At 66.1% G+C, this 26,011-nt stretch carries 27 protein-coding genes and 1 pseudogene; 19 read left to right on the forward strand and 9 right to left on the reverse strand.

Annotated elements, in window-relative coordinates:
• Nucleotides 1-93 precede the first annotated feature (93 nt).
• Nucleotides 94-597 carry an FHA domain-containing protein gene (locus tag AB0H61_RS28205; protein WP_357310297.1) on the forward strand — a complete coding sequence of 168 codons (504 nt, stop codon included), beginning with the start codon at nucleotides 94-96 and terminating at the stop codon, nucleotides 595-597.
• Nucleotides 598-600: 3 nt separating this feature from the next.
• Here AB0H61_RS28205 and AB0H61_RS28210 read toward each other — a convergent pair whose 3' ends face one another.
• From AB0H61_RS28210 to AB0H61_RS28220, 3 genes are all read right to left on the reverse strand, one after another.
• The gene (locus tag AB0H61_RS28210; protein WP_357310485.1) at nucleotides 601-1,161 is read right to left on the reverse strand and encodes a DUF305 domain-containing protein; all 561 of its coding nucleotides are present in this window, start codon (nucleotides 1,159-1,161) and stop codon (nucleotides 601-603) included.
• Nucleotides 1,162-1,231: 70 nt separating this feature from the next.
• Complete coding sequence (locus tag AB0H61_RS28215) at nucleotides 1,232-2,755, reverse strand: hypothetical protein (protein ID WP_357310487.1); 1,524 nt, start codon at nucleotides 2,753-2,755, stop codon at nucleotides 1,232-1,234.
• 205 nt (nucleotides 2,756-2,960) lie between these two features.
• Nucleotides 2,961-3,857, reverse strand: a complete 897-nt coding sequence (locus AB0H61_RS28220; protein ID WP_357310489.1) for an RNA polymerase sigma-70 factor — start codon at nucleotides 3,855-3,857, stop codon at nucleotides 2,961-2,963.
• 174 nt (nucleotides 3,858-4,031) lie between these two features.
• On the opposite strand from AB0H61_RS28220, the gene AB0H61_RS28225 reads away from it, so the two are divergent.
• The 3 genes and pseudogenes from AB0H61_RS28225 to AB0H61_RS28235 all read left to right on the forward strand — a co-directional run bounded on the left by AB0H61_RS28225 (nucleotide 4,032) and on the right by AB0H61_RS28235 (nucleotide 5,276).
• Nucleotides 4,032-4,727 (forward strand): NAD(P)H-binding protein, encoded by a 696-nt coding sequence (locus AB0H61_RS28225; RefSeq protein WP_357310299.1) that lies wholly within the window; start codon nucleotides 4,032-4,034, stop codon nucleotides 4,725-4,727.
• A 3-nt stretch (nucleotides 4,728-4,730) separates the two neighbouring features.
• A pseudogene (locus AB0H61_RS28230) lies at nucleotides 4,731-4,838 on the forward strand (SDR family NAD(P)-dependent oxidoreductase); the annotation flags it as partial.
• Between the two features lie 246 nt (nucleotides 4,839-5,084).
• Nucleotides 5,085-5,276: a hypothetical protein gene (locus AB0H61_RS28235; protein WP_357310301.1), complete on the forward strand. Its 192-nt coding sequence runs from the start codon at nucleotides 5,085-5,087 to the stop codon at nucleotides 5,274-5,276.
• A gap of 39 nt (nucleotides 5,277-5,315) precedes the next feature.
• Here the strand turns inward: AB0H61_RS28235 and AB0H61_RS28240 are convergent, their stop codons facing one another.
• A complete protein-coding gene (locus AB0H61_RS28240) occupies nucleotides 5,316-6,530 on the reverse strand; it encodes a glycosyltransferase (RefSeq protein ID WP_357310303.1) in 1,215 nt (404 codons plus the stop codon).
• Nucleotides 6,531-6,709: 179 nt separating this feature from the next.
• Here AB0H61_RS28240 and AB0H61_RS28245 point away from each other — a divergent pair, with 179 nt between their 5' ends.
• From AB0H61_RS28245 to AB0H61_RS28310, 14 genes are all read left to right on the forward strand, one after another.
• Nucleotides 6,710-7,126, forward strand: coding sequence for an STAS domain-containing protein (locus tag AB0H61_RS28245; RefSeq protein WP_357310306.1), 417 nt, complete (start codon nucleotides 6,710-6,712; stop codon nucleotides 7,124-7,126).
• A 69-nt stretch (nucleotides 7,127-7,195) separates the two neighbouring features.
• On the forward strand, nucleotides 7,196-7,879 hold the full coding sequence (locus AB0H61_RS28250) for a PAS and ANTAR domain-containing protein (RefSeq protein WP_357310308.1): 684 nt from the start codon (nucleotides 7,196-7,198) through the stop codon (nucleotides 7,877-7,879).
• A 134-nt stretch (nucleotides 7,880-8,013) separates the two neighbouring features.
• On the forward strand, nucleotides 8,014-8,445 hold the full coding sequence (locus AB0H61_RS28255; protein WP_357310310.1) for an anti-sigma factor: 432 nt from the start codon (nucleotides 8,014-8,016) through the stop codon (nucleotides 8,443-8,445).
• Entirely contained in the window at nucleotides 8,435-9,220 is a 786-nt protein-coding gene (locus tag AB0H61_RS28260) for an RNA polymerase sigma factor SigF (protein WP_357310312.1), read from the forward strand. Before AB0H61_RS28255 ends, AB0H61_RS28260 begins: the two co-directional genes overlap by 11 nt.
• Nucleotides 9,221-9,721: 501 nt before the next feature.
• Nucleotides 9,722-10,129, forward strand: coding sequence for a hypothetical protein (locus tag AB0H61_RS28265; RefSeq protein WP_357310315.1), 408 nt, complete (start codon nucleotides 9,722-9,724; stop codon nucleotides 10,127-10,129).
• 230 nt (nucleotides 10,130-10,359) lie between these two features.
• Nucleotides 10,360-11,073 carry a response regulator transcription factor gene (locus tag AB0H61_RS28270; protein WP_357310317.1) on the forward strand — a complete coding sequence of 238 codons (714 nt, stop codon included), beginning with the start codon at nucleotides 10,360-10,362 and terminating at the stop codon, nucleotides 11,071-11,073.
• Between the two features lie 223 nt (nucleotides 11,074-11,296).
• Entirely contained in the window at nucleotides 11,297-11,782 is a 486-nt protein-coding gene (gene ectA, locus AB0H61_RS28275; protein ID WP_357310491.1) for a diaminobutyrate acetyltransferase, read from the forward strand.
• Nucleotides 11,779-13,089 carry a diaminobutyrate--2-oxoglutarate transaminase gene (gene ectB, locus AB0H61_RS28280; protein WP_357310319.1) on the forward strand — a complete coding sequence of 437 codons (1,311 nt, stop codon included), beginning with the start codon at nucleotides 11,779-11,781 and terminating at the stop codon, nucleotides 13,087-13,089. The genes ectA and ectB overlap by 4 nt, the downstream gene beginning before the upstream one ends.
• Nucleotides 13,086-13,481, forward strand: coding sequence for an ectoine synthase (locus AB0H61_RS28285; RefSeq protein ID WP_357310321.1), 396 nt, complete (start codon nucleotides 13,086-13,088; stop codon nucleotides 13,479-13,481). Before ectB ends, AB0H61_RS28285 begins: the two co-directional genes overlap by 4 nt.
• A 12-nt stretch (nucleotides 13,482-13,493) precedes the next feature.
• Complete coding sequence (gene thpD, locus AB0H61_RS28290; RefSeq protein ID WP_357310493.1) at nucleotides 13,494-14,372, forward strand: ectoine hydroxylase; 879 nt, start codon at nucleotides 13,494-13,496, stop codon at nucleotides 14,370-14,372.
• 952 nt (nucleotides 14,373-15,324) lie between these two features.
• Nucleotides 15,325-17,052 carry a YcaO-like family protein gene (locus tag AB0H61_RS28295; protein WP_357310323.1) on the forward strand — a complete coding sequence of 576 codons (1,728 nt, stop codon included), beginning with the start codon at nucleotides 15,325-15,327 and terminating at the stop codon, nucleotides 17,050-17,052.
• Nucleotides 17,053-17,060: 8 nt separating this feature from the next.
• Nucleotides 17,061-17,816 carry a hypothetical protein gene (locus AB0H61_RS28300; RefSeq protein ID WP_357310325.1) on the forward strand — a complete coding sequence of 252 codons (756 nt, stop codon included), beginning with the start codon at nucleotides 17,061-17,063 and terminating at the stop codon, nucleotides 17,814-17,816.
• 45 nt (nucleotides 17,817-17,861) lie between these two features.
• Entirely contained in the window at nucleotides 17,862-18,854 is a 993-nt protein-coding gene (locus AB0H61_RS28305) for an ATP-binding cassette domain-containing protein (protein WP_357310328.1), read from the forward strand.
• Nucleotides 18,851-19,606, forward strand: a complete 756-nt coding sequence (locus AB0H61_RS28310; protein ID WP_357310330.1) for an ABC transporter permease — start codon at nucleotides 18,851-18,853, stop codon at nucleotides 19,604-19,606. The genes AB0H61_RS28305 and AB0H61_RS28310 overlap by 4 nt, the downstream gene beginning before the upstream one ends.
• 5 nt (nucleotides 19,607-19,611) lie before the next feature.
• On the opposite strand, the gene AB0H61_RS28315 is transcribed toward AB0H61_RS28310, so the two are convergent.
• The 4 genes from AB0H61_RS28315 to AB0H61_RS28330 form a co-directional block, all read right to left on the reverse strand.
• Entirely contained in the window at nucleotides 19,612-20,001 is a 390-nt protein-coding gene (locus AB0H61_RS28315) for a hypothetical protein (protein WP_357310332.1), read from the reverse strand.
• Between the two features lie 11 nt (nucleotides 20,002-20,012).
• On the reverse strand, nucleotides 20,013-20,360 hold the full coding sequence (locus tag AB0H61_RS28320) for a YcaO-like family protein (protein WP_357310334.1): 348 nt from the start codon (nucleotides 20,358-20,360) through the stop codon (nucleotides 20,013-20,015).
• A gap of 530 nt (nucleotides 20,361-20,890) precedes the next feature.
• Nucleotides 20,891-22,114, reverse strand: a complete 1,224-nt coding sequence (locus tag AB0H61_RS28325) for a hypothetical protein (protein ID WP_357310336.1) — start codon at nucleotides 22,112-22,114, stop codon at nucleotides 20,891-20,893.
• On the reverse strand, nucleotides 22,114-22,335 hold the full coding sequence (locus AB0H61_RS28330; RefSeq protein WP_357310338.1) for a hypothetical protein: 222 nt from the start codon (nucleotides 22,333-22,335) through the stop codon (nucleotides 22,114-22,116). The genes AB0H61_RS28325 and AB0H61_RS28330 overlap by 1 nt, the downstream gene beginning before the upstream one ends.
• A gap of 284 nt (nucleotides 22,336-22,619) precedes the next feature.
• Between AB0H61_RS28330 and AB0H61_RS28335 the strand changes: the two genes are divergently transcribed.
• Entirely contained in the window at nucleotides 22,620-24,641 is a 2,022-nt protein-coding gene (locus tag AB0H61_RS28335; RefSeq protein WP_357310495.1) for an AMP-binding protein, read from the forward strand.
• A 187-nt stretch (nucleotides 24,642-24,828) separates the two neighbouring features.
• Here AB0H61_RS28335 and erm read toward each other — a convergent pair whose 3' ends face one another.
• On the reverse strand, nucleotides 24,829-25,632 hold the full coding sequence (erm, locus tag AB0H61_RS28340; protein WP_357310341.1) for a 23S ribosomal RNA methyltransferase Erm: 804 nt from the start codon (nucleotides 25,630-25,632) through the stop codon (nucleotides 24,829-24,831).
• Nucleotides 25,633-26,011 lie beyond the last annotated feature (379 nt).

The following is a 26,011-nucleotide window of genomic DNA, read 5'->3' on the forward strand; positions in this document are numbered from 1 at the left end:
CCAGGGACCGGAGAGGTCCCGCTGTGCCCGGTCTGCCATCAGCCCAGCGGCGGCCGATTCTGTGAGGCCTGCGGTCACGATTCGGCTCTGGGCGTGCCCGGTGAGACGCCACCTCCGACCGTTGGTGACGCGCAGCCGACCGTCCTCGAACCCCGGCCGGAGCCGGAGACGGTCACCGAGGTGCGCCGCATCGCCTGGGTGGCGACCATCACCGCCGACCGCGACTTCTACGACCGTGTCGTCGCCCGCGAAGGTCCGGACGCCGATCAGGTGGACTTCCCGACCTACTTCCCGGCCCGCCGAATCATCCTGCACGGCACCGACATCCTGATCGGCAAGCGCAGCATATCCCAGGGCCTGCGGCCCGATATCGATCTCGGCATCGCCCCCGCCGACGCGGGCGTCTCCCGAGCTCACGCCATGCTGCACCTGACCCCGACCGCACTCACCATCACCGATCTCGGCTCCACGAACGGCACCAGCCTCAACGGCAGTGACGATCTCCTGCCCGCCGACACACCGTTCCCGCTGCGCAGCGGCGACCGGATCCACCTGGGCGCCTGGACCACTATCACGCTGTCCACCGAGCCCAGCTGAACGTCACGGGAACGGGAGCGGTTCGGCGCGACGCGCGGTGAGTAACGCCGTCATCTGGCCGATCTCGTTGCCCTGTTCGTTGACCATATCCAGCGCAACCCGTTTCACCGCGGGCGCGGAGCCGGTATTGAATCCCGCCTGCGCCATTTCGACGCCGCCCGTGTGATGCCGGATCATCAACTGCAGGAACAGGATCTCGGCCTCGGTACCGCGCAACCCCGCCAGCCGGGAGATCTCCGCGGTCGAGGCCATACCCGGCATGGACGGGCCATGACCATCGGTGTGATGACCGTCGTGACCCATCCACCGCATTGGTTCGGCCACCGTGACGGGCAGGTCGAAAAGTTGTAGCCACCCGCGCATTTGGGCGATTTCGGCGGTCTGTGCGAAAAGGATCCGATCCGCGACGACCCGGATCGGCGGGCTAGCGTCCGTAGGCAGGGTGCGCGCCAGCAGCACCGCCTGCTCATGGTGTACCGACATATCCTGGGCGAAGCCGATATCCACCTCGGACAGGATCGCGGCGGGGTCGGCACTCGACGGTTCGCGCAGCCAGAACCCCATCGCCCCAACGGCTATCAGGCAGACGATCGCGAGCCCAATGGGCAATATCTTGGCGCGGACCCACGCGCTGTCAGGAGCCAAGGACCGGCTCCTGATCGGCGGGGGCGGTGTAGACGTCATTCTCGAGTTGCAACACCATGAAACCGTTGTCGCTGCACGTGGTCCATATTTGGGTGCCCTGGAAAACCGGGGGTGACAGGCACATATCAGCCGACTGGTCGCTGCTGAAGACCATGCCGGTGCGCGGGCCGATAGCCGCACCGGGCTCCAGTCTGCCGCCGAACAGTTCACGCGCCAGCGGAACGAAGTTCCATACCGGGACGCCGAAGAAGGCCGCATCCGAATTCACCGAATTGGTGAGCTGGAATGTCCGCCCGGTCTGCGCGGGCGGATTGAAGTACGCGATCTCTCGGATGTCGGCGGGATCACGCACATCGAAGACACGAACCCCGGAGGCGAGCCAACTACAGGCCAGCGCGGTGGGATCGGCGGGGCGATCGGCGACGCAGTAGTGCGCGTCGTAGGAAAAGAACGGGGTGCCTGCCGCCGAGCGGGCGTGGTCGCCGATGCGGGCGGGTGTATTGATCTCGAGCTTGACGGTGGCGACGCGGGTGGCTCGAGCCGGGTCGGTTACGTCGATCAACTTCACGCCCCCGGATCCGGCCTCGTCGCTGACGAAGATATGCGGGCGGCCGCCATAGGTGACGGGCACGGCATGCTGATTGAAGAAGCCGTCGGCCCAGTGGTAAGTGGCGATCTGCGGAACCACCGGATACAGGTCGCGCCGTTGGATCGAGCTGATATCGAGAATGTTGATCCCGTTCTGGATCGACAGGTACATCTGGTTGCCGTCGGGGCTGATGCCGAAGCCGTGTGCGGTGATCGACTGCAGGCCATGCCAGATCACCCGTGGATTGCTCGGATCGCGGACATCGATGGCGGTGATCAGGCCGGGGCTGGTGCTGGTGGCCCAGTAGGTATTGCCGTCGGGGGAGAACCCGCCCTCATGTGACAGGAATGGCAGCGGCATGGCCGGATCGGTGCCGGGGCCCGGGTTGAGCAGCCGGGGGTGCGCGCAATCGGAGATGTCGTAGATGGAGAAGTACGCGGTGCCGGTGGTGACCGGGACCGCGGTGGCGGCGAGCAGTTTACGAGTCGTGTTGACCTTCAGGCTCTCCCAGGTGCCGCCGAGCATGGCGGGCTCGTTCAGGGTGGTCGTGTGCACCGGGTCGGCGGGGTCGGCGGCATCGATGACGTGCACGCCCGGGGCCGCGGCGTTCATCAGATTGCCGGGGAAGAAGGTTCCGGTGTAGGAGCAGTGGTCGTAGACCGCGGACAGGATGCCGCCGCCGTCCTGCTGCAAGCCGCCGACGCGCGAGATATTGCACCGGTAGCCCGCCGTACTGCGGCCACTGGCTCGATCCTCGGTCGGCACATCGCCTTGGATTCCGGTCTCCGGTAGTGAACCCGGTCCGCATTCGGCGCGCGGAACCGCGTCCTGCTCGATCTCGGCCCAGTTGTAGACACCCGCGTCAGCGGGTACCGGCAACACCACGGTAAACGAGACAGCAAGCGCCGCAACGGCCGTCAACATCGACAGTCTTGCCACAGTACCCCTCCCAAAGTCACATGTGCCGCATCCGCGCCACCACCAGGCGAACCCCTCCTGGAGGACGGATTTAGAACACGTTACAACCGGATGCGATTCCTCGAGGCAATTCAGCATTTCCTGACTCAGCGCAGCGGGCGGGAGCCAGGCGCGACGGGCGACGACGGGCTTCGGGCCGGTCGTCCCGGGGTCAACGGTCCAGTGCGGTTTCCCGGTGAAGGTGTTCGAGCTTGTGGGGGTTGCGCACGTAGTAGAGCCCGGTGACCAGGCCGTTGTCGATCCGCACCGCCACGACGCCGTCGATCTCTCCGTTCAGTCGAATGACCAGTGCCGGCCAGCCGTTGACGTGAGCGGGTTCGGCCGTGGCCGGCCCACCCATCCAGCCCGTGCCGCCGCTCACCACACGTATCACGCGATCGGCGCCCACGATGGGCCGCAGCGTTGCCTGCTTGACTCCGCCGCCGTCGCCCAGGAAGACGACATCCGGGGCCAGGATGTCGAGCAGGTCCTGTAGATCGCCGGTTTCGACTGCTCGTTGGAATGCTCCGAGCGCGTGCCGGGCCTCGACTGCGGTCACGGCTCCGCGCGGCCTGCGCGCGGCGACGTGTGCGCGAGCGCGGTGGGCGATCTGGCGGACTGCGGCTGGGCTTTTATCCACGGTGTGCGCGATCTCGTCGTAGGCCATGCCGAACACTTCGCGCAGCACGAACACCGCCCGCTCGGTCGGGGCGAGCGTTTCGAGCACCAGCAGCATCGCCATCGAGAGGTTATCGGCCAGCTCGATATCCTCGGCGACGTCGGGCGTGGTGAGCAGCGGCTCGGGCAGCCAGGGGCCCACGTAGGACTCCCGGCGGCGACCCAGGGTGCGCAGTCGCCGGATTGCCTGCCGGGAGGTGATCGTGACCAGGAAGGCGCGTTGATCGCGCACCGTGTCGAGATCGACGGCCGCCCATTGCAGCCAGGTCTCCTGCAGGACATCCTCGGCGTCGGCGGCTGAGCCGAGCATCTCATAGGCAACGGTGAACAGCAGGTTGCGGTGGGCGACGAAGGCGTCGGTGGCAGGGGCGGTGCGTTCGCCGTCGCTCATGGTGTGGTCCTGTCTGTCGGCTTCGTCGACGATGTCATGCATCAGTGGCGATCCCCGACCGGTTTGTGACACCCGGACGTGGTGGCGCTCGTCACAGGTCCGCGCCGTCACAGGTCCGGGGCTGTCGGGCACTCATGTTCGGACCCGCTCCAGCTTCCAGGAAGGACAATCGTCATGCGTATCACCGTCTTCGGCGCCAATGGTCCCACCGGTCGTCTACTGACCGGTCAGGCACTGACCGCCGGGCATCAGGTCACCGCGGTCACCCGGCAGCCGGAATCGTTTCCGCTGCACCATGATCAGCTCGAGGTGGTCGGCGCCGACGTGCTCGATCCGGCCGCCGTCGATGCTGCCGTGGCGCAGCGGGATGCGGTGCTTTCGACGCTCGGGGTACCCGCCGGGAAGGAACCGATCAACACCTATTCGCGTGGTGCGGCCAATATCGTCGCAGCGATGCAGCGGCATCGGGTGCGTCGGCTCGCCGTGGTCAGCTCCAGCGGGGTCGATCCACACCCGTATTCCGACGGTGGGATCCTGTTCAACCGGGTGCTGCTCCCGTATGTGACGAGGGTGCTGGGCAAAACCCTCTATGACGACATGCGGCGAATGGAAACACTGATCCGCGCCACCGATCTGGACTGGACGATCGTGCGCCCGAGTGGGCTCTACCACCTGCCGTCGGTCACCGACTACACCGTCGTCGAAGGCCACGCCGACGGACGGTTCACCGCCCGTGTGGATCTGGCGGCAAGCCTGCTGGCCATGCTGGACGACGACCGCTACCGGCGCACAGTAGTCAGCGTCATCACCATCGTCGACAACCCCGCCCTGTTCCAGTGGATTCGTCGCGAGGCAATGGCCCGACAGTAAAGGATCGCAACGGATCTGCACTTGAACAGTAAGACCGCCCTCGTCACCGGCGCCAGCCGGGGTATCGGCCCGGCCATTGCCCACGGACTGGCCGCGGAAGGCGTGCAGGTCGAAACAGCGTGACACGACCGCCCCATCCCCCCGCACAGCAGCTCCTGCGGTGGGGGATATGGGGCGGACATCTGCCAGAACAGGACGGCGGTGACCGACTTTTGAATCACTCTCTACCAGGACACATCCCGAGCTTCCTTGGATTTGCATGGAGCGACAAGCGCTGAGCAGCAACAGGATTCAGTCGCCGAGGTCGCGCGGCGGCCGGTGATCACCACCGAGGTCGGGCAGATGAGAGTCGGGCAGATGAGAACTGTAGTTCCCGTCCAGGCCGATGTACTCGCGCACGAACGGGGGCAGTCGCGCGGCGTCCTCGCCGCGGACCGGGTAGTCCTGGGCGCGCAGCAGGTTCAGGGCGCGACCCATGTAGCCACAGGCGCGGTGGCCGGGCGCCTGGTGGCGCTGTTGTTCCTCGCGACCTGGGTGATCGCGCCGTGACACTGGCGCTCCGGCCGACCGGAGGTCGCACCCGCGCATTCACCGCGCCGGGGCCACGACTTTCGCGGCGCGTTCCGGCGCCACGCGGTGGTAAGCGTGCAGGGTGGCGGCGGCGATCCGATCCCAGCCGTAGCGGCTACGGGCGCGGTCATCGCCCGCGGCGCCCCAGGTTTCGCGCAGCGTCCGATCCTCGAGCAGCGGTCGCACCGCGCGCGCGATCCCGTCCGGATCGGGTGAGGCCACGAGTCGCCCGGTGACACCGTCGACGACGGTATCCAGCATCCCGCCCACCGCGGTGGCCACCACCGGTCGGCGGCATGCCATAGCCTCCAACGGAACCAAACCGAATGGTTCGTATTGCGGGGTGCACAGCACTACATCCGCGGAGCGGTACAGCCGTGGCATGCCGATATGCGATACCGGCCCGAGCAGCCGGAAACGTTCCTGCACGCCGTATTCGGACGCGATGCGGCGCAATCTCCTGCCCTCGGCATCGTCGTCGAGAGCATCGCCGACGGCACTGCCCGCGATCACCAGCTCGGTACCGGGCAGCTCCGCCAGAGCCCGCACCGCGAGTTCGAAACCCTTACGCCGCGATAATCGACCAACCGCGAGTAAACGATGCCGTGCACCGGTGCTCGCGGCCGATCCGTCACCGGTGAAGGCGGCCGGGTCGACGCCGCCCGGCACGATCGAGGCACGCAACCGCGGCAGACCCATCCGAGCCAGCTCGGCCGCCTCTTCCGAACAACTGGCCAGCACGTGGGCGGCACGCAGCGCGATGAGCCGTTCGAAGCGAATCCTGGACCGGGGGCTGGTGTCGGCCAAGCCCTCGTGGCGGCGGACGACAGTGCCGAGTCCATGGAAGGACACGATCACCGGTAGCCGATGCTCACGCGCCGCGAGCTCGGCCGCCAGAGCGGAAATCCAGAAGTGGGCGTGCACCATATCCACCGGATACAGTGACCAGTGCCGCCGCAGGAAAGTACCGAATTCCCCGAGATGCCGAAGGATCTGGTCGCGCGGCAGTGGTTTCGGAGGTCCCGCGGGCACATGAACGACCAGGTAACCCTCGCGCGTCACCACTTCGGTCCGGATGTGCGGATCATCGCGGCGGGTGTACACCGTCACCTGATGCCCGGCGCGCACGAGCGCCGCGGAAAGCGCCGCGACATGGACGTTCCGGCCGCCGGCCGCCGGACTCCCTGGCTCGGCGAGCGGGCTGGCGTGCGCGGAAACCATGGCGATTTTCACTGCTGACTCCGTTCTCATCCGACTCGATCCGAGCCATCGGCGGCATGTGCCCGATATGCCCGCGTCGGCGGCATGCAAACACCGCGTGGCTGCGCCGGGGGTAGGCGGGAGTGTGCGAGCGTGCCACACTGGAACGAGGTTGAGACGACAGCTGACCACCCCCTCCCGGGAGGTTCGTGATGTCCGTAACGTCCTTGTCCTTACTCCGGAGCCAGGTCGACGGCGCCCACATGAACGGATCCGGCCCGCCACGCCACTACCGCATGTGGGCTCAGCGTGTCGCTCGCCGTCGGGGGCGCGTCGTCGTTCATGTGGAGGGCGAGCTCGATGCGACCGCACAGCCCGAATTCCACGCCACGCTCGAACACGCGACGAGAACGCGCTGCCATGCGGTGGTCGTCGATCTGCGTGCGGCCCGATTCCTGAGTCTGCGGTGCGCCGCGACCCTGCTCGCGGCGCACGACAACGCCGCGTGTCACGGCACCGACGTGCGGGTAGTGGTGGGGCGCCCTGCCGTGGAACGCGCACTCGAGGTGACCGGCGTACGCGCGCAATGCGGCAGGTACGCCTCGATACGGGCCGCGTTGGACGCGTAAGTGGGGGCATTGGTCCTCTGTGCCGCCGATCCGCTCACCGACCGTCACGGCGGACCGCATACTTGCGCTGTGACGGAAAGTGGATCGGTTCCGCAGGAGGAATCGCTGGCGTTGAGCCAGGTGATCGGCACCGGGAAACCGCAGAATGCCGGCAGTTTCCGGTACTGGTTCGCGGAGCAGCGCTGGGAATGGTCCGAGGAGGTGTCACAGATGCACGGCTACCGGCCGGGCACGATCGAGCCCACCACCGAGCTACTCCTGACGCATAAGCACCCGGAGGATCACGACCAGATCGCCAGCGCGCTGGCGAAAACCATCGATGACGGCGAGCCGTTCTCCAGCAGGCACCGGATCATCGACACCGAGGGGACGGTGCACCATGTGATCGTGGTCGCCGACCGGATATCCGGCGGCGACGGCGGGGTAGTCGGCACCGCGGGCTACTACATCGATGTCACCGACACCCTCGAGGAACACCGACAGGAGACCCTCGACGACACCCTGCCCGAACTGTATGCGGCGCGCGCGGTGATCGAGCAGGCCAAGGGTGCATTGATGCTCGTCTACGGAATCAGCGCTGACCAGGCGTTTCGGGTGCTCAGCTGGAGGTCACAGGAGACCAACGTCAAGCTGCGGGCGCTGGCCGGACAGCTGGTCGCCGATATGGGCGCGGTGGTGCGGTCGACGGTGGGCCTGCGTACCGAATTCGACCATCTCTTACTCACCGCGCACGAACGAATCGCCCGCGAGTAGTCCGGCGGGGTTTCGTCAAACCCGCACCGGGTAAGCGCTTTCCAGAGGAAACGTTGCGGTCACTGCATTCAGGCTGCCGGTGAGCAGCTCCGGACCGCCCGTGCCGGCGGCGTGAGACAAGGTGGTGATGGGTAATGGGGGAATGGACATCCCAATCCTCGACGAAGACGACGACGATCGCGGTGCGGGTGCCTGCCCAGCTCGAGCAGCTGACCATGTTGCGCGCGCTCGCCGAAACCATCTCTCTCATCGCGGATTTCGCGCTCGACGAGGTGACCGATATCCGGCTCGCGCTGGACGAGGTGGCCACTTCACTCATCCTGGACGCAGTGCCGGGCACCAATCTCGACTGTCGGTTCACCTATGACGATGCCCGCATGTTCGTCCACGTCGCGTCGATCGCGGCCTCGGAATCGGTGGTCGGGCAAGCCGGATTCGGCTGGCATATCGTCCGGACGCTGACCGATTCGATCGCCGCGGTGCAGGAGCCGTTCGACGCCGCGGTGAGCGGTTACCCGACGGTGGTGGACTTCAGCTGGGTACGAGGGGCCGTCGATGACGGGTGAGTCGCGATCGGCGGGGGACGGCTACAAAAGTATCGAGCCGCTCTTCGAGAAGATCGCGGCCTTGGAGCCGGATGATCCACGTCGTGAGGAGCTGCGCGAGGAGCTGATCGAGCGGTGTCTGCCGTTGGCCGAGCATATCGCGCGCAAATTCGCCGGTCGCGGTGAATCCTTCGACGATCTGTTGCAGGTCGCGCGGCTGGGGCTGGTGCAGGCCGCGGATCGATTCGATATCGGCCGCGGCTCCTCGTTCCTGGCCTTCGCGGTGCCCACCATCATGGGCGAGGTGCGCAGGCACTTCCGGGACAATACCTGGTCGGTGCGAGTACCGCGGCGCACCAAGGAGATTCAGCTCAGCATCGGTCCGACGGTGGAGCGGCTGTCGCAGCAGTTGGGGCGGGTGCCGCGGGCCCGCGAGATCGCCACGGAACTCGATGTGGATCTGGTCGAAGTCACCCAGGCGCTGATCGCGGGCAACGCCTACCAGTCCACGTCCATCGACGCGGTGGCGAGCGACGATATAGAGCACGCGCCCCTGCCGCTGTTGGAGAGCCTCGGCGCCGAGGAACCCTCCTATCACCTGGTCGAGGACTACATGGCGCTACGGCCGCTGATCGAAGAGTTGCCCGAGCGGGAGCGTCAGGTGCTGATCATGCGCTTCTTCGAGTCGAAGACACAGTCCCAGATCGCCGACGTGCTCGGCGTCTCCCAGATGCATGTGTCGCGGATCCTGTCGCGCACCCTCACCTCATTGCGCGAGCAGGCGCTGCGGGACTGAAGTGCCGGATATCCCGCTCAGCGCGGGTTCGGTTCGACGGGCGGCGGTACCGGTGGCAGCGGCTGGCCCGGATCGGGCGTCGGCGGGGGGATCGCGGAGCGACCGCCCCGGTTCTGGAGTGGGGAGCGGGCCTGGTTCCGGGATCGGCGGAACGGGTTCCGGGTCCGGTCGGGGTGGAAACGGTGTCGGTGTCGGCACGGGATCGGGTTCCGGCACCGGCGGTACCGGATCCGGGGTCGGCACCGGGGGCACGGGGTCGGGGATCGGCGGCACCGGCTGCCCCGATTCCGGATGAACTTCCGGTCGGGCGGCATATCCGTGCATATCGATCATGTGTTCCGGGTACCCGGGCCACGGCGGACAAACCCGCCGGACCGTGATGTATTCACGGTCTGGACTTTCGCGGCGCAGGTCACATCCGCGACCGAGTTTGTCCACTTCGCGCACCGGGTACGCAGAAACCAACCGGATAACGTCATTCAGGGCTCAGGGAGGGTCGTCATGAATTACCAGCGACGGCCGAGCACCCGGAATCCGCACCCCGGGCCGGGTTTCTCGCGATCGCTACCCGCTGCCCAGCACGTCGACCCGCCGGGCGAAAAGCAGCTCACCGAGTCGGCCACGCATGCCGGCCGGACCCACGTCACCCGCAATCACGACGTCATCCGTCGCTGGGCCGAACAGCGCGGCGCCCGACCCGCCACCATGCCGGGCAGCGAGTACAACGGCCATCTCAGTGTCCTGCGCTTCGACTTTCCCGGTTACGGCGGCGCCGTGCTGCGGCCGGTGGATTGGGATGAATGGTTCGCCACCTTCGATGCGGGCCGCCTCGAGTTCCGATATCAGGAACAGGGGCCCGACGGCCGTCGCAGCAACTTCAACCGACTCGAACGGCCACCCGACCACTGATGAGCCGGACTGCGCGATCGTGTAACCTCGGCCATAGCCCCATCGCGCACACCGCGCTGACCTGCGGCGATACCCGCCGTTTACCGAACGGTCGGTACGGGTATTCGGTAGCTTGGCAAGTTGCTGGAAAGCGGAATGTCGCGTCGGTATGGGGATGCGATCTCCGCATCGCGTCGCACATCCGCGCGTCTGCAAGGGATGAGGTCTCGAGTGCGCAGCGAGGTGCGGTCATGACGGCCAACCTGATGATCGTGGACGACGACGAAGAGGTCCGGGGCACACTACGGGTGGCCATGGAAGACGAGGGCTACGACGTCGCCGAAGCCCAGGAGGCCGAAGGTGCGCTCACCCATCTGCGCAGCAACGGCGCACCCGATGTGATGATCGTCGAATTGATGCTCGGCGATATGGACGGTTTCGACTGCATCCGCGAAATCCGGCGCGAACACGATGTGCCGATCATCGTGGTCAGTTCCCGCGATGACACCCACGACGTGGTGGCCGCATTGGAGGCGGGCGCCGACGACTACGTCACCAAACCGTTCGAGATCAAGGAGATCTCCGCCCGGATGCGCGCGCTACGCAGGCGGGCTCGGCTCACCTCCGAACGCGAAACGGCGGCAAGGGAACTCATCCTCGACGCCCATTCCGACGCGCCACTGGTACTGGATCGCGACGGCGGCGCGGTGCGCCGCGGCGATGAGGAGATCCGGCTCACCATCACCGAATTTCGGCTGCTGTGCGAACTGGCGGAAAGCCCCGGCCGGGTGCTGAGCCGTACGGTGCTACTCGAACGAGTCTGGGACGACGGATTTTTCGGCGACGAACGGATCGTCGACGTCCACATGCGCAGGCTCCGAACCAAAATCGAGCGCGACCCCTCCGCCCCCTGCATTGTCGTCACCGTCCGCGGACTCGGATATCGACTCGACATTCAGCGTTGAACTCATTTCAAACGTTGAACTCGTCACAAAAAATGGCCCGCCGCCTGCGGATGTGATCATTTCGTAATACAACCGCAAAGAGATCGACCACTTCACCTCAAAGTTGGTTCGTAAGCCTGGACAAGTACTGCAGACCCAACCTGGGAGTTGTATGTCACTACCAACTTTGTCCACGGAAACGATCGATTCGACCAGGCTCGAATCCGACCGGCTCGCCACCACGGTGCTGCGACCTCCACGGGTCGGCGACGCCGCCGATATCTGGCGGATCGCGAAGGATTCGCATGTGCTCGACACCAATTCGAGCTACGCCTACCTGCTGTGGTGCCGGGATTTCACCGGCACCTCCGTGGTCGCCGAGGTGGACGGCCGGGTGGTGGGTTTCGTCATCGGCTATCTGCGTCCGCAGTCGCCGGATACGGTCTTCGTCTGGCAGGTCGCGGTCCAGCGCTCCGAACAGGGGCGCGGCACCGGGACCGCACTGATCCGACAGCTTCTCGACACCGTTGCCCCGCACGGCGTTTCGACCCTCGAGACCACGGTCTCGCCGGACAATCCGGCGTCGATCGCGATGTTCGCCGCTGTGGCCCGCCGCCGCGGCGCCCGGATGACCCGGCAGCCGCTGTTCGATCCGGGCGTCTTCCCCGACCGGCACGCCGCCGAGGACCTGTATCGCATCACCCCGCCCAACCAGGAGGAACGTCGATGATCACCGCCGAGACCACCATTTTCGACCAGCTCGAATCGAATGTCCGCGGCTACTGCCGGGCGTGGCCCGCGGTGTTCACCACCGCAAAGGGCAGCTGGCTGCGCGACGAGGACGGTAAGGAATATCTCGACTTCTTCGCGGGCGCGGGGGCGCTCAACTACGGCCACAACAACCCGGTGCTCAAACAGCCGCTACTGGATTACATTGCGGGCGACGGCATCACGCACGGTCTGGATATGTCGACCGCGGCCAAGCGCGGGCTGCTGGAAACGCTGCGCGACACCGTCTTCGCCCCGCGCGGCCTGGACTACAAGGTGCAGTTTCCCGGCCCGACCGGCGCCAACGCGGTGGAGGCGGCGCTGAAGCTGGCGCGCAAGATCACCGGCCGTGAGACCGTACTGAGCTTCACCAACGCCTTCCACGGCATGACGCTCGGCGCGCTTTCGGTGACCGGCAATGCCGCCAAGCGAGCGGGTGCGGGGGTACCGCTCGTGCACGCGGCGCATATGCCCTATGACGGCTACTTCGACAACACCACCGCGGACTTCCAGTGGATGGAGCGGGTACTCGACGATTCCTCCTCCGGTTTCGACCGGCCCGCGGCAGTCATCGTGGAGACCGTACAGGGTGAGGGCGGCGTGAATGTCGCACGTGCGGAATGGCTTCGGCATCTGGCGGAGCTCTGCGCGGAGCGCGAGATCCTGCTGATCGTGGACGACGTCCAGATGGGCTGCGGACGCACCGGTCCGTTCTTCTCCTTCGAAGTCGCGGGCATCACGCCCGATATCGTGACGCTGTCGAAGTCGATCGGCGGCTACGGATTGCCCATGGCGCTGGTGCTTTTCAAGCCGGAGCTGGACCAGTGGACGCCGGGTGAGCACAACGGCACCTTCCGCGGCAATAACCCGGCCTTCGTCACCGCGCAGGCCGCGCTGCAACACTATTGGTCCGATAACCTGCTCCAAGCGGCGACCGAGGCGAAGGGCATGCGGATCGGGCAGACGCTGGCGCAGGTCGCCGAGCACTTCCCCGGCATCTCGACCCGGGGCCGCGGGCTGGTGCACGGCATCGCCTTCGACGACCCGTCGCAGGCGGGCAAGGTGTGCCAGGTCGCCTTCGAACGCGGTCTGCTCGTGGAGACCTCCGGTTCCAGCGACGAGGTGGTGAAGCTGTTGCCACCGTTGACCGTCAGCGAGGAGGAGATCGATCGCGGCCTCGACCTGTTGACCGGCGCGATCGACACGGTCAGCACCGGCTGGGGCCGACTGCACCACCGCGGCCCGGCGGAAGGCGGTGAGCAGGCGTGATCGTACGGACCACGGCCGAAATCACCGGCACCGAACGCGATGTCGAGGGGCGCGGCTGGCGCAGCAAGCGCATCGTGCTCGGCGGCGACGGCGTCGGATTCTCCTTCCACGAGACCACCATCGACGCGGGCACCGAACACGAGTTCCACTACCGCCATCACGTGGAGGCGGTATGGCTGATCGAGGGGGAAGGGACGCTGCACGATCTGGACAACGACGTCACCTACGAACTCGCCCCCGGCTCGATGTATCTGCTCGACGACCACGAACGACACCGCCTCACCGCCCGCGCCCGGATGCGGATGATGTGTGTGTTCAATCCTCCGGTCACCGGGCAGGAGGTCCACGACAGCGACGGGGTCTACCCGCTGATCGTCGCGCAGGCCGGGTGAATGCGAATGACAATGCAGCAGTTGTCCGAGGTGGCCGACCGCTATCCGACCCGGCTGCGTGAGCCGGGTCCGCACCTGGAGCGGCCCGATCCCACGGTGTGGGATGCGGTACAGAGTCCGGAACTGGCGATGTTCGGGACCGATGGCTTCGCCGCCGTCGAGGACCTGCTGGCCCCGGGCGAAGTGGCCGAGTTCGGCGCCGAAATCGACCGCCTCGCCGCGGATCCCGACCTGACCGACGATGATCGGCTGATCGTGGAGAAGTCCTCACGGCGGGTGCGCTCGATCTTCGAGGTGCACCGGCTCAGCACCGCGGTCGCGGATCTGGTCCGCGAACCACGGATCGCGGGAATGGCCAGACAGGTGCTCGGCTCGGAGGTGTATCTGCACCAGACCCGGATCAACTACATGCCCGGGTTTCGCGGCACCGGCTTCTACTGGCACTCGGATTTCGAAACCTGGCACGCGGAGGACGGCATGCCGGCGCCGCGGGCGGTGAGCCTGTCCATCGCGTTGACCGACAACTATCCGGTCAACGGCAGCCTGATGGTGATGCCCGGCTCGCATCGCACTTTCGTCGGGTGCCAGGGCAGCACACCGGCGGAGCACTACCGGGAGTCGTTGCAGGAGCAGGAGATCGGGGTGCCGTCCCCGGCCGATATCGCGCAGCTGGCGAACCGGCACGGGATCGTGCAGTTCACCGGACGCGCCGGCTCGGCGCTGCTGTTCGACTCGAACATCATGCACGGCTCGTCCAACAACATCACGCCGTTCCCGCGCTCGAATATCTTCCTGGTGTTCAACAGCGTGGAGAACACCTTGGTGGAGCCGTTCGCGGCCCCGGCGCCGCGTCCCACCTATATCGCGGCCCGGGACTTCACCTCGGTGTAGGACCGCACGCCGTGCGTGTTCCGTCTGTTCGGAACACGCACGGCCGTGGTGATGTTCAACGTGACGGTGAGCGTCACCAACGTCATGACCCGCAACAACTAGCCCACACCGAGATCGGATCCACCGTTGATCCGAAACTCCCGCTTCTGGCGCCAAGGAACAGCAGCGGTTTTGAGGGGCGATCACCACCTGAGGGATCCCGTCGCCCGAGAAATTTCAGCTGCCGATGTCGGTGGGCGGTGATAGCTTGGTGACCGAGGGGAGCAGAGGGGGGTTCACCGTTGGTTACCAACGATGCTCGCTTGGGGCGAGCTGTCAGCATGGACGCGATGGCGGTCGAGGCGGCGAAGCACAGGCTGGCGTTGCAGGGGATGCGTGCGGCGCGAGTCGGCCCCGCCCATTCTCGACGGCGAAGACGTGCCCGTCTGGCTCGAGGTCGTGCGGGCACGGGTGTGGGAGGGCACGCTGCTGGAGAAGAAGTCTGTTGTGCGCGGCGCGACGCACGACAGATCCCCGGACCGGGTGATAACCGCCAGCACGACGGACGAGCCCCGCACCAATGCCATGTCCATGAAGTGGTCGGCCACATGCGCCAGTTGGGGTTTGGTTCCCTGCGGATTGCTAGAAGGCGGCGCAGCGAACCATCGGATGCGACGGCCCGGAGGGGAACGTGCTGAATTACGCCGGGCGATCTCCCGACGACAGCTCTACTGGGGGCACCCCCGCGCGGTTCGGGGCGCACGAGGAGACCAGAGGAGCTGCAGCCCAGGATGTCTGCGCCGAGGCGCAAATGACGGCTAGGGCAAGTCGAGCCGGAGTGCGAGAAGGCGAGAAGCGCGAAACAGCGCGATCCCACACCGGCACAGGCGAACCACTGTTGCGGCTGCGGACGAACGCCTTTTATGTAGCCGCCGACGATCGACTCGCGGTGCTCTCGCACCGCGGATTCGTCATGCGGACCGTCCCTGACGCCGACGACTGGATGACTCTACTCACCCCATTGCTCAACGGGCACAACACGCTACGTGAGCTCACAAGGCCGTTCCCGCACCAACATCGACGTTTCGCGGAGAAGCTGATTGCACTGCTGGTCGACCTTGGGCTGGTCCAACAGATCGCAGCCGACGACATGCACACGCACGATGATCCGGAATCCGATCTGATCGGCTACTTCGATGCGAACCCCACTGCCGTGCTCGGTGCGTTGCGGCGAGCCTCGGCGATCGTCATCGGCACTGGTCCGATCGCCGAAGCGGCGGCTGTGGCCTGCCGGGATTCCGGAATCGAGACAACGTGTGTCGATACCGCCGCGCTGGACACTGTCGACCTCCCCGCTGCCTGCGCGGTTGCTTGCCTGCCGATCACCGATACCGACAGCATCGCAGCTGTTGAACACTGGTGCCGACGCCGGAACGTGCCACTTACGCTGGCGGCGGTCGGAAGGTCGTGGGTGTGGATCGCCCCGCCCGGTGTCACATTTATGGAAATACGTCCGCGGTTGGATGCCGCCGACTGTGCGGCCCCGTCGGGTTCTTATGAGGCTGCTGCTGTTGCCGCGGTCGCCGCCTATCTGTCCCGGACGTTGACGCGGTTCACGACATCGATCGACCGTGACGGTTCTGATTGCCGCCCCGCGCGGATCGATACCGAAACATTGGAGACCACAACCCATCGTCACCTTCCACTCCGTCTGACGCCGCGGCCGCGTGATCCGGAATTCTTGCTGCAGCGCCTGGCAACGGTGCGGTCGACGCCTGTGTTGCACGACGAGGACTTTGCTCGCCGGGTCGTCACGATCATCGATGACCGCGCTGGTGTCATCGGCACCGTCAGCGAGGGATCGCACGCCCAACTGCCCCTCCATATCAGTGAATCGCTCGTCACCGACCCGGCCGGGACCAGCAGCGCATCGATTCGGGTTTTCGGTGTCGGCAAGGACACCGGATCGGCGCGTCTGGCCGCCGCGCGTGCAGCGTTGCGAACGTATGCCGCGCTGGCAGCTCCGCGCGAAGGGTCCGTGTTGGCGTACAGCCTCGACGACCAGGCACCGGTCACGATGAGCGTGGCCGCTGCCTGCGAGGTCGGAGCAGAAGGCACTCCGAGTCGGCCGCCGGTTGGTGTCGCATATGGTGACACCCTCGAGAACGCGGTCATCGCAGGATTGCTCGATCATTGTCGTTCAATCACCATCGCGTCACTGAGCCGCCACGACCACTACCAGTTCCCGGAGGTCGACGCCGCAGCATCGGTCGGCGCGCTCGGCCGCTACGGCCTGTCGGCGCTGGGGGCAATGCGTGTGCCGGTGCGGCTGTTCGACCTTACGGAGGTGCTCGGCGCACCGGTCGTTGCGGTCCTCCTGGAGGGGGTCACCGTCGCCTACGGATGCGGCGTCGACCTTGCACAAGCGGTCGAGGACGGGATCCTCAGCGCGACCAGGCATCAGCAGTCGATCCAGCACAATGAACCGGATTACCGTCCCGCTACGGTGCCCGACCTCCCCGCCCACCTGCGTGGACCGCGTCGAAAACCCCAGCGGACTGCAGCCGTACGGCAGGACGACCTGGTTCGAACCCTGCGCGTCAATGGGTACACCTCGGCGTTCGTGTTACTGGACGACGACCCGCATGTCAGCGCCGTCCTGCCGCACTTGGTTCGCGTAATCGTGAGGAACCGCTTGTGATCGGGTCGGTGCCAGCAGAGGGACCGAGCAGGCGCGACGAGTCGGCGTACTGGGCAGCTACATTGCTGCAACACGCCTTGTGCGCCCCGGACCAGTTCATGCGGGCACCCGAGACGGATCTGGTCGAGTACGTGGAGACCTACTCCTGGTCGCCTCGTGACCAGGTCACGCCAGGGTCGCGGGCACCATTGGCAGCGTTGACGATGGCGATTGTGCGGTCGCGGCATACACCTGATACTGACGCGCCCGCAGAGGCTTCCATCGTGATCAACGTCCCGAGCGCGGGCAACCACCGTGATCCCGACCGGACCGCCGTTATCGGCGGTGTCACCACGTTCCCGGTGAACTTGGTCCTGGAAGGCGTCGACGTCGACGCGGCATTCCGGGGAAACCGGTATGCCGTTCATTCGGTCATCGAGGAGATCGACCGCCAACTCGACCAGGTGCCCAACGCGGGCGTGGGGTACCAGGTGCTGCGGAATACGGATCCGGTGACGGGACCGATCTTGCGAGCGTTACCCGAGCCGCCGGTGTCATTCACATTCCATCGTGAGCAGGCGCCGGGCGAGTCCGAATGGTCTGTGGCGGCACGAAGCGCAGGCACGGGAGCCCCCGTCCCGGTCATCGGCCTGACTGTGACGATGCACGCCCGGGCAGCGGAGATGACTGCTCGCTGGAGGTTCGACCGGAACGTCATCTCCGAGCCCGACATAGCCGTGCTGCGGACGGCGTGGCGACTGGCGCTGTCGCGCATCGTCTTTTGAGCACTCGAGCCCGTATGAACCAGGAATGGAGGGGAATGACAGCCGATGATCAAGGCACGTGAACTCGAACGGATCTTCCAACCCCGACGGCGCCGCGGTGACGACACGGAGATGGTCCATGCGGTGAAAGGGGTGACGTTCGACGTGGCGGAGGGGGAGATCGTGTCCTGCCTCGGCCCGAATGGGGCCGGGAAGACGACGACGTTGCGGATGCTGACCACACTGCTTCGACCGACATCGGGGGAAGCGCTCGTCGCCGGGTTCGACATCGCTACCGACTCTCGTCAAGTGCGCCGCAACATCGGGTATGTATCCCAAGCCGGGGCGACAAATGCCGCGGCCACGGCGATCGACGAGGTGATCGATCACGCGATGCTGTACGGGCTTTCGAAGAAGGAGGCGCACCGAAGCGCCGGGGTGTTGTTCGGGCAACTCGATCTGGAGGGGCTGGAGGCCCGGCAGTGCAAGAGCATGTCCGGTGGGCAGCGTCGTCGGCTCGACCTCGCCATCGGGATGGTGCACGGCCCCCGGCTGATGATTCTCGACGAACCGACGGTTGGGCTCGACCCGCAATCGCGCGCCAACCTGTGGGACCACATCCGCCGGTTGCGCGCCGAGCGGCAGGTCACCGTGCTGCTGACAACGCACTACCTGGACGAGGCCGACGCGCTCAGCGACCGGGTGATCGTCATCGACGATGGCCGGATCATCGCAGACGACACACCGCAAGCGCTAAAAGCCCGCCATGGAGAGGAGACGCTCGATATGGAGGTCATGGACATGGCGATGGTCGCGAACACGGTAGCGGTGATATCGACCATCACAGGGTCCGGCGACCATATCAGCGTGGAGGGGTATCGCGTGCGTGCCAGCGTCGGTCACGGCCGGACGAACGTGCAGCAACTGATGCGGCAATTCGAGCAGGCTGGCGTCGAATTGCGATCGGTATCGATACACCCGCCGACCTTGGACAACGTGTTTCTCCAGCTCACCGGCCGCTCTCTTCGCGAGGACCGGGCCGGAGGTGTGCCGGCATGAGATTCGTCCGTGAATGTTTCATTGTCTATCGGCGGCAGCTGCGGATCATGTTGCGCTATCCGGGGTGGCTGCTGGTCACGATGAGCAATCCGGCGCTCTACTTGGTGGCGTTCGGCCCGTTGCTGTCACCGCTGACAGATCAACTCGGCACCACCGACCCGAACGCGTTCTTCGTGCCGGGGATGTTGGTCATGCAAGCCATCTTCGGTGCTACTTTCGCCGGGTTTCTCGTGATCACGGAGTTGCACGACGGTGTCATCGAAGCGGAACGAGTGACACCGGCAAGCCGAACCGCACTGTTGGTCGGACGGATACTGCGGGTAGTGACGCTGGTGACCGCCCAGGCATTGGCATTGATCGCGATCGGCTACGTGATGGGTATGCGATCGTCATTCGGCGGTGTCGTGGCCGGGCTCACGCTGGTGCTGTTGTTGGCTGGGGCGGTCACCGCGGCCTCGTGTGCGTTGGGGCTCACGATGAAGGACGCCAACGCGATGTCCCCGATTACGCAGGGGCTCAATATGGTCCTCGTGCTCCTGTCGGGCATCTTCCTGCCGATGACGATGGCTCCGACGTGGCTGCAGGTGATCGCCAACCTCGTGCCGACCAAACACATCGTCGATGCGGTCCGTACCTGTTTCGATGGGACCTTCGACCTGGAGGTGATCGCCCGCGGAAGTGCGTTCGCGGTCGTGATCATGGGCGCTGCGCTCTGGTGGGGAACGCGCACGTTTCGCAGGGTGGCAGCCTGACAGCGTCAGCTCTCGGGTGATGACCGATCCGCTGGAGTCGTGGTTTCGGGCACCAGCCCGAACCGCGGCAACTCGGTGGGGTCATTGCCGCCGAAGACTGTGGTCTCGACGTCGAGCCAGCCGGTCGAGAAGTGCGGCGGCACCCCGATCGGGCCGGTCTTGCCGTTGGGAAGCCGCGGCAGTTTGTCCATGCTCACGGCGTCGGGGTCGTCAACGATGTAGATCGCCCCCCACACACCCGAGTCTTCGTTGGACACCCAGGTTTTCAATCGGACACCGGGGAAGCCGGTGAAGTCGCCACGTGCTTTGTCGGCCACCCACTGCCGGAGCTCGTCGAAGGTAACCGATTGGTCGAGTTGGTGGAGCTTCCAGCCGAGGAAGATGAAGTGCATCATGGTCCTTCGTGTCATGCGAACGGGTGCGGGTCCGAGTTCAGCTCTCCTGTTGTGAGGGAGCGTTGGGTGAACCCGAGGCGGTGAGGGGCGGAAAATAGCCGGGGGATTCCGTCGAGTCGTCGATTGGTGTGGCCGAACGTCAGAGGAACGGCACCGGGGACGATGGCTCGGGCACAATGCAGGCCCTGCGCGGTGTGTTCGGGGCCGGTGATGTCGATGATGATCGCTTCCATCCCGCTGTCCTCGAGCATCGACACGATGGTGGTGAGCGCGTCGGCCATATCGGTGATGTCGCGGAGTCGCGCTGGCGGTCCGGGAACAGGGCGCATGGTGGTGCGAGGTTCGGTCAGGAACCGCAATCGATTGAATGCAGTGGCATCGGGCTGAATCCGACCGGTGTAGGAGTTGAGCGTCGGTAGAGACGCGGGCTGTCACGACGCTTCATCCTCCACCGCCGTGGAAGACGCACACGCGGTTCGCACGAGATCTCGACAGCGACCTACGGCATATGCTCGATCTGGCGTGAGTTCGGCCGTGAGCTCGCGTGGCGCGCGGGGTACCCGGCCGTCCGCGCGTGAGCGATAGAACTCGTCGGCGCCGTCCGGGCGCGGCCGATCGGCTTCCGGAGTTGCCGGTGAGCGATGCGACCACGCGAGGACGCGGTGTGAAAGGCTATCGCCAACGCTGACGCGTGACGTTTCAGGACATGCTTACCCTTCTGCGCTCGAGAGATCCTTTCCTTCCCTTGGCGTTTCGACCAGTGGAGAACACCATGGCGGGCCGTTCGCGGCCCCGGCGCCGCGTCCCACCTATATCGCAGCCCGGGACTTCACCCTGGTGTAGGACCGCACGTGCGCGTTCCGCTCGTTCGGAACACGCACGGCGGTGGTCAGCCGTAGATGTTCAATGTGACGGTGAGCGTAGCCAGCCTCGTATCGAGGTGTAGCTCGTGGACGCGCCGCTCGACGGCATCGCGTTCCTCGGGGGGCAGTTTCGCCCAGATCTCACCGAGGCGCGTCTGCGAGTCCATATCGGCGTCGGCGAGTACGCGTAGCAGCGAGGGCCAGAGGTGGGCGGCGGTACCCGCCGCGGCCATCGCCACCAGCGTGGGCTCGGGCAGGGCGATAACCTGCCGGATAAGGCCGCGTTGCAGCCCGGCGGCGGTGCGCTCCAACAGATTCACCAGACCGCGCCACAGCGCGGGTTCGGCGCGGCCGTCGAGCACCGCGATCACCGCCGCCATTCTGGTCTCGTCGGCGGTGATCGGATTGGCGGCCAAAATATCGAGCGCGGACGGACTCAGATGTCCCACGAAGCGCAGCAGTTCCGGGACGGCGCCCGCATCGATGATGGCGGCCGCCATCGCGGTGATGTCCTCGGCAGCGCCGATATCGAAGAGGATATCGCCGACCGAGGCGATCACATCCTCATCGCAGCGCGCGAAGACCGAGACGGCGGCCAACTGCAGCTCGGCGGATCCGGCCAGCACGGTTCGGGCTATCCGCGGGATCCGTTGCGCGGGGCCGCCTAGTAGCTCGCGCACGATACTGCTGATATTCGAGCCGGAGAAGGCGTAGGCGGCCGATCGGATCAGGCCCTCGTCGTCCGGGACGCCGGTCTCCACCGCCCGGATCAATTGCGGTGTGGCGTAGGCGAGGAACGGTCCAGCGGTGACGTAGTCGGCGCGGCGCATCAGTTCGTCGGCGATGCGGGCGATCGGCTCCGGTGGCGCCACATCGGCCAGTTCCCCGACCGTGTGCGGGTCGATATAGGGCGCGCAGTCGGCCGCGAAACCGGGATCCAGCATCCCCACGGCATCCGCGGCCTTCTTCGGGTGGTCGACACCGACCGCACCCGCCGCTCGGCCCGCGATCAACGGCGGCACGATCCGCTGCACGAGCGGAATCGAGATGCTCAGCGGCACCACGGGCACCAACATGCTGAGGCGCTTGAATGTGGCGGCGTGCTCTTCGAAAATCACGCTCGCCATGCGTTGTTGCAGTTCGTGCAGCTGCGTAGCGCCGAGTTTCTCGAGATGTGCGAGTCGGTCCGCCGGCACGTGCAGTGTCCGCGCCAGCAGCACGATCTGCGCTCGGGTGACGAATTCGGTCATCAGCCGAGCCGATTTCCGAACATGATCTTCTTCGCCGCGGTGCGCAACGGCCACGGCAGCGCGCCGACCAGCCCGTCGACGGACTCGGTGAGCATGGCTGTCTCGACCCGCTGCGCGTCCCGGAACATGGCCAGCAATTCGCTGGTCTCTTGCTCGGAGAGCAGGTCGAGGGCGGCCAGCGGGCCACCCAATTCGCGTTCCAGTTCGGCTCTGGCGCTCATGGTTCTCCCGCGTTCTGCGGCCACGGCAATACGACTGGCGGCGTGGCCTTCTAGATCACATTGTGCCGGTCGACCCGCGTCACGGGGCCGAATCGGGGTGTGAATACCGAAGAAGGGATAGCAATCTTTCGGCAACGGGCCGGACCTTGACCTTACTGTTACCGATGGGTACAAATACGGAACCAAGCCGACCCGTGCCTTTCGGGCCGACCAGGGAGAAATGCACGCCGTTGGTTACCGATGTCATCACTGTCGATGCGGAATTCGCCGTCGACCGCGTTGCGATGTGGGATCTGCTCATGGAGCCGCCGACCTACTCGCGAATGTTTCAGGGGGTCGGGACTTCCGAGCGCGCGGAAGCAACAGAAACGCAAGTTGTTCTGATGGTTCGCGCGAGGGTCTCCGACACCGAAATCACCGTACCCCCTATCCATCTCGTCGTCGCGCGGGAACACGAAATTTTCGAAACACAGTGTCCGAGGGTCGGCAGCTTCGCCTCGATCCGGCTGCGCGACAGCGTCCTCGGCGTCGGGGAGGGCATGGTGGACGCGACCCGCGTCACCGTCACCTTCATCGGCGCGAGCCGCGTCCACGCGGCCATCGCCGCGCGCGAACGCAGCGACGTGATCGCCTGGACCCGCGCCGGTTTGGACCGAATCGCCGACGCCATCCTCGGTGCGCCGAGCTCTGTGCTGGTCAACGGCGAGGATTCGGTGGCTCGGCTCCAGGTCGGCATCGCGCGGCAATTGGTGAGCACCGGTGTGGTGCGGAGCTACCGACCCGACCGCGGACTCAAACAGCTGGGCGGACTGGCCAAATGGGGCTTCACCCTGGCCGGTGGCTATGCGGCGGCCGCGGCGTACACCCCGAAGCGGCCCGCGGTGATCGACGCCGACGGCAGCTACACCTTCGCCGAGGTGCATCAGCGGACGCACCGGCTGGCCGCGACGTTGGCCTCGCTGGGGTTCGATACGGGGACCGCGATCGGACTGCTGTCGCGCAATAGCGCCGCGATGGTCGAATGTATGGTCGCCGCGGGCAAATTGGGTGTCGACGCGGTACTGCTCAACACGGGACTGTCGGCCCGCCAGCTCGGGGAGGTGGTGGAGCGGCACGAACTCGCGGGCATCTTCCGCGACGACGAGTTCGATCCGCTGCTCCGGTACGTCGCACCGGAGATTCCCCGGTACTCCACATCGCCACCCACCCAGCACGGTCCGGCCACCGTCGGCGACCTGATAGCGCTGGACGCACCATCGTTCACCCGCCCCCCTGATCCGGGCCGCTTGATCGTGCTCACCTCCGGGACCAGTGGCACGCCGAAAAGCGCCCGCAGGCCCCAGCCCAAGGGGTTCGGCACGGTGGCCGCGCTGCTGTCGCGCATACCTTTCCGGATGGACGAGATCATGCTGATCCCCGCCCCGCTCTTCCACACCTGGGGCCTGGCCGCGTTGCAGATCAGCACGCCGATCCGGGCGAGTGTGGTACTCACCGAGCGTTTCGACGCCGAAGAGTGCCTGCGGCTCATCGCCGAACACGGGATCACCGCCATGGTCGTGGTGCCGATCATGGTGAACCGGATTCTGGATCTCCCGGTCCATATCCGGGCCAGGTACGACACCTCCAGTCTGCGTATCGTGGCGAGTTGCGGTGCACCGCTGACCGGTTCGACCGTGCTGCGATTCATGGACAACTTCGGCGACATCCTCTACAACGTCTACGGCTCCACGGAGGTTTCCTGGGCCACCATCGCCAACCCGGCCGACCTGCGGGCCGCGCCGACCACCGCGGGCAGGCCGCCGCTGGGCACCAAACTCGCGGTGCTGGACCAGGACCTGCGCCCGGTGCCGCGCGGGGTAACCGGACGCATCTTTGTGAACAACCACATGCTCTTCGACGGCTACACCGACGCCGCCCCGCCCACGGAATCCGGCGGCATGCTCGACACCGGCGACCTCGGCTACATCGACGCCGACGGATTGGTATTCGTGGCGGGTCGCGACGACGAGATGATCATCTCCGGCGGCGAGAATGTCTTCCCGCGTCCGGTGGAGGAGGCGCTCTCGCATTTGCCGCAGGTGAGCGAGGTAGCCGTGGTCGGCGTCCCCGATACGGAATTCGGTCAGCGCCTCGCCGCCTTCGTGGTCACCCGCGAGGGATCCGGGTTGGACCGCGAGATGGTGCGCAACTACATCCGCCATCGGCTCAGCCGGTTCTCCGTGCCGCGTGATGTGACCTTCCTTGATGCGTTGCCGCGCAACGCGACCGGAAAGATCCTCAAGCGCACCCTGGTCCAGCCCGGGTAGCGGATCAGCGCGCGGCAATGCGCTCGAATGCGGCCAGATCCTGTTCCAGCATCCGGAACAGCCAGTAGACGCCGATGAAGGCCGATGCGCTGCCGACGCAGAGCACACGCAGCGCGACAATGACCGAGGGGATGTCTTCGGCCGGAATGAAGGTCGGCGAGCACAGGCCATTGCGGACCGGACATGATCAGTGCAGTGCCCGATACAGGCGGATCCAGTGGTCGGGCGAGACCAGGCCCACCGGCTCGTCGAGGGCGAGCCCCGCCTCGGAGCACGCCGCCCGTACCGACCGGGACGGAAATTCGCGTGCCAGCGATGCTGCGAGCGAACCGCCGACGCCGGAGAACCCGAGTTCGACCATGCGCCGATACTCGGGCAGCGCCTGCGCCGGAAGCAGTGGCTGCGCACGGGTATGCAGATGCAGGACCGCGGCATCGACCCGGGGGATCGGGTGGAAGTGGTGACGGTCGATGCGGATACCCAACTCGAGTGCGATGGTCGGCCAGTGGGTGATACCGAGTTTGCTCCAACGGCCGAAGTCGCCCGCGTGTTTACGGGCGAATTCGCGCTGGGTGAGCAGCGTCGCCGAGGTCAGATGCCGCGCCGCGAAGCACCAGCGCACGATGTCGGTGGTGCTCGCGAATGGGACGTTGGCCACCACGATGAACGGTTCCCGTGGCGCCTCGACCGAGCGGAAATCCCTGTGGTAGCAGCGGATTCGACTGTCACTGGCGTAACGGCCGCGCAGCCGGGCCGCGTAGTGGCCGTCGATTTCGTAGGCCAGCACACGGCCCGCGGCGGCGAGCAGCCGTCCGGTCAGCATCCCGTCGCCGGGACCGATCTCGACGACCAGATCGCCCGGGCCGACACCGGAGGAACGCACCAGTCGGGCCGCGATGGCCGGATTGGTGAGGAAGTTCTGGGATAGCCGCCGCCGGGTGCTGCCGGCACGCGGCGCGCGGGAACGCGGAAGGGAACGATTGCGGGACATGGGTGTCCTCCGAATGGAGTGGTCGAATCAGGGAGGTGTGATTCGCCCGGACCCATGCCAGAGCACGGCGTAAAGGCGGGAGCCGTCCGAATAGAGCCGGGACGCGGCGAGACGGTCCGGAACCGATCCGGTTCGGACCTCGGTGTCGCGTCGAAGATGCGTCAGGCGTTGATATTCACGGATCGGGATATGCGACGGACGCCACGGCCCGGTGTCGACGCACCGACCTACGTCGGTGTTCGATCAGCGGTGCATCGGAACGGTGCGGTGCGCTGGCAGAGCCCAGGCCGCCGTGCGCAGCCGCACGTAGTAAGCGCAGACCGCGCACGCTCCGTTCGAGCCTGGATTGCCACCCATGCCGACAACCTATCGCGCTCTC

The sequence above is a fragment of the Nocardia sp. NPDC050710 genome (assembly GCF_040654375.1).
Lineage (GTDB): Bacteria > Actinomycetota > Actinomycetes > Mycobacteriales > Mycobacteriaceae > Nocardia.